Below are 3,593 nucleotides of genomic sequence, written 5' to 3' on the forward strand. Positions count from 1 at the left end.
CTGACGATGGCAAGCCGCCGGATGGCGCAGAAGAACGCGCTGATCAAGAACCTGGAAAGCGTCGAGACGCTTGGCTCGACGACCGTGATCTGCACGGACAAAACCGGCACGCTGACCCAGAACCGATTGGGCGTGAACACCGTTGTGACGGGCGGACAGGAGTATCATGTCGATGACATGCTGATCGACGGCGCTCCTGCCTTCGATAAACTGGTCGCGGTCATGTGCGTTTGCAACAATGCCTATCTTACAGACCAGAACGACTATGCCGGCGATGCGACCGAAGGTGCCCTGTTGATTTATGCCCGCGATCACGCGGATGTGGCCGCCTTGCGCAATGTCGAGGAAATTGCCGAGCAGCCGTTTAATTCAAATACCAAGCGGATGATCTCGGTGGCGGATGCCGGCGACGGGCCGCAGGCCTATCTGAAAGGGGCGCCGGAGGTGGTGCTGGAGATGTGCGACCGGATCGTTCTGGATGGCGGCGAATACGTTTTGGACGAAGAGCGCCGCGCCGAGGTGATCAGCGCGTATCGCAAGCTGGCAGGAAGGGGCGAACGCGGGCTGGCCTTTGCTGCCCGTCCCTGCCTGCGCGACGAAATACCTGAGCAAGGCTATGTGTTCCTCGGGCTTACGGGGATGATCGACCCGCCGCGGCCCGAGGTTCCCGAAGCGCTGGCACGGTGCCGTTCGGCGGGCATCCGCGTGATCATGCTGACTGGAGATTTCGGGCTGACTGCCAAGACAATCGCCCGGCAGATCGGACTTATGGGCGAACATGGACGCGTCGTTCAGGGCGATGAGCTGGCTGACATGGGCGACGCCGAACTGCAGGCCATTTTGCGGGACGAACCAGAGATACTCTTCGCCAGGATCGCGCCGGCGCAAAAGATGCAGGTGGTTCAGGCGTTACAAGCCAATCAAGAGATCGTAACGGTAACAGGCGATGGTGTGAACGACGCGCCGGCTCTTAAGAACGCGGACATGGGCGTGGCGATGGGCATTATGGGCACAGATGTCGCCAAAGAGGCCAGCGACATGGTGCTGATGGACGACAATTTCGCAACCATCGTCGCCGCCGTCGAAGAAGGCCGCACGATCTTTGACAATATCAAGAAGTTCATCGCGTATATCCTGACCTCGAATATCCCCGAAATCCTGCCCTTCATCGCCTTCGTGCTGCTCGATATTCCGTTGCCCCTGACGGTAATCCTGATCCTGTCGATCGATCTGGTGACCGATATTCTGCCCGCCCTGGGACTGGGCGCGGAAAAGCCCGAGACGGATGTCATGAAGCGCAAGCCCAGACCAAGAAACGAGCGCCTTCTGAGCGGAAACCTCCTGCTCATGAGCTATGGCATCGTAGGGATGATGCAGGCTGCGGCGGGGTTCTTTGCCTATTTTGTGATCCTCTACAATGGCGGCTGGGAATGGGGTCAGGAGCTGGCCAATTCGGACCCTCTGTATCGAACCGCGATCACAGGTTTTTTCGCAGCGATCATCATCTGTCAGGTTGCCGACGTCATCATTTGCAGAACCCGTACGCAAAGTCTGTTTACAGTCGGCGTCTGGTCCAATCACCTGGTTCTGTTCGGGATCGGCTTCGAGTTGCTGTTTCTGGCCTGCATCAGCTACTTGCCGGCTTTTAATACCTTTTTCGGCACCGCCCCGCTGGAGGTCTGGCACCTGATGTTGACCATCCCGTTTGCATTGGCCATCCTTGCCGGTGACGAGTTGCGCAGGGTCTTCGTTCGCCGCCGGAACCCGTTCGTGTTGCGCTGGCTGTCGTGGTAAAAAAGCCATTGTCAAAGAACCCCCGTTTTGCCTCTTGCCGCCACCGGTGTACAGGCCGCTATCTTGCTACTTTTGATTGGACTCTATTCCCCTGAGGCCGCTGTGTGTTTCGATAAAAAGCCAATGGTCGGGCGGAAAGTATGTGAAAAGGCTATAGGCCGCCAGTTGCATCACAACAAGCACAAGCCCGGGCATAAACAGCCAGCGCCGCCAGCCATTTCCCTGAGCCAGCAACCAAGCTGAAAGCAGTTGGCCGACAAGGATGGCAAACACGAATGTGCCAATATCGAACATGAGCAGTTTTTTTCCGAGGATCGCCGTGTAGGAGGTGAAGACCAATACAATCAAACCAGCCGAGATCAGCAGGCTGACACCCTTCACTGCAAAGATTTCTATGCGGTGAAAACCGGACCTAACAGGCATGACGGCGCCCCAAAGGACACCCGGCCAGAAAGCTAACTTGAGGTGCTCCCATATAGACTCATTGACTGCCGCTACCAGTGCAAGAGGTGTACAACCTCCAGACCAGTCAAACACAAAATGCAGCGAGGAGCCGAGGGTGATCATGAAGACGGCTCCGGTCAATTCTGACCGAAACAAAGTCTTGTTCTGTTGGTTATGTTGGTGGCGTGCGTTCATGACTAACGCGTGCAGTATGCATGCGATCTCTATCACGGTCACCCGGAGATTCAATGCGGCCGTTGATTGACCGAAACGCGACGGTCAGCTTTGTCCGCATGGCGGACGTTCGGAAAAGACAATGCAGATAGGGCTTTCGGCAAGGCAGGTTCGGCACTCCTTTTGAAGTATTTTGTCTGAGGGGCCATCCGCCACGAACTTTTCCGCAGCAATCGATACATAATCTGAATCATATGGAAATCCGAACCCGGCTACCCTAAATCTAACAACTCACGGGGTGAAGAGCTCTCAGCAGCAAGGATCGGGGAAAGAATGGCGTGGTTTGGTTTTGAATATGGCGGCCGGCGCAAGGCCGTTGTTGGCCTTGCAGCAATTCTGGTGTTGGCAGCCGGGGCCTCGATTTTTCCGCGGTACGGAGTTATGGCACAGATGGCGGACCATGCAGGCGGGGGAAAGCATTTGCATGGTGCGGATGGCACGGGTCATGATGAAGTGAACATGCCCGGTTTGCTGGGGCTAAATGCGACCGCAGAAGAAAGCGCCGAACTGGCCGTCATGTTCCGCAACTTCGATACGATCACCCGCGAGGTCACCAATTTGCCCAACGGCATTCGCACCGTAACACGGTCCTCTGATAACGATGTGATGGCAAACCTGGTCAGCCACGTCACCGGCATGATTGGCCGCGTGGCCAGCCTCGATGATCCCCAGATTTTCATTCAAAGCCCCACGCTGGACATCTTCTTTGAGCGTGGAGACGGCATAGAATCCGAAATCGAAATTACGGACGAGGGTATTGTCGTGGTGCAGACCGCAAGCGACCCTGAAGTTATTGCCGCGCTGCATACCCATGCGGCCGAGGTATCCGACATGGCGGATCGCGGTATGCAGGCTGTCCACGAGATGATGATGAAGCGCGCCGGAAACTGACTGGCATCAGGAAATCGCATTCACCAGAGGGTGAGGCGATTTCTTCTTTGTCCGCGGAGCGGACAGTCCCGGTCAGTGCGGCCAAGGTCCGCTACGCCCCCCTGCTGAGACGCTGACAAAGTCAGCCACGCGCTACGAATGTACCAAGACAGTCTTCCTCAGGTCTTTGCTCGGCGGCACGCCGAACTTGCGCGTGTAGTCACGGCTGAAATGCGTAGGACTTTCATAGC

General features: G+C 56.6%; 3 protein-coding genes. 2 read left to right on the top strand and 1 reads right to left on the bottom strand.

What is annotated here, in order from left to right; genetic code table 11:
* On the top strand, window positions 1-1,794 hold a 1,794-nt coding region (locus tag AC221Y_RS21925; RefSeq protein WP_486708438.1), incomplete at its 5' end, for a cation-translocating P-type ATPase.
* 66 nt (window positions 1,795-1,860) lie between these two features.
* Here the strand turns inward: AC221Y_RS21925 and AC221Y_RS21930 are convergent.
* Window positions 1,861-2,433 (bottom strand): DUF6512 family protein, encoded by a 573-nt coding sequence (locus AC221Y_RS21930; protein WP_486708440.1) that lies wholly within the window; start codon window positions 2,431-2,433, stop codon window positions 1,861-1,863.
* 312 nt (window positions 2,434-2,745) lie between these two features.
* On the opposite strand from AC221Y_RS21930, the gene AC221Y_RS21935 reads away from it, so the two are divergent.
* Window positions 2,746-3,363 (top strand): hypothetical protein, encoded by a 618-nt coding sequence (locus AC221Y_RS21935; protein ID WP_486708439.1) that lies wholly within the window; start codon window positions 2,746-2,748, stop codon window positions 3,361-3,363.
* The last annotated feature ends 230 nt before the right edge of the window (window positions 3,364-3,593 follow it).

The sequence above is a fragment of the Boseongicola sp. genome (genome assembly GCF_057460485.1).

Coding starts and splice junctions, on each gene's coding strand:
- AC221Y_RS21930 (WP_486708440.1), bottom strand. CDS start 2,433: ATGAACGCACGCCACCAACATAACCAACAGAACAAGACTTTGTTTCGG.
- AC221Y_RS21935 (WP_486708439.1), top strand. CDS start 2,746: ATGGCGTGGTTTGGTTTTGAATATGGCGGCCGGCGCAAGGCCGTTGTT.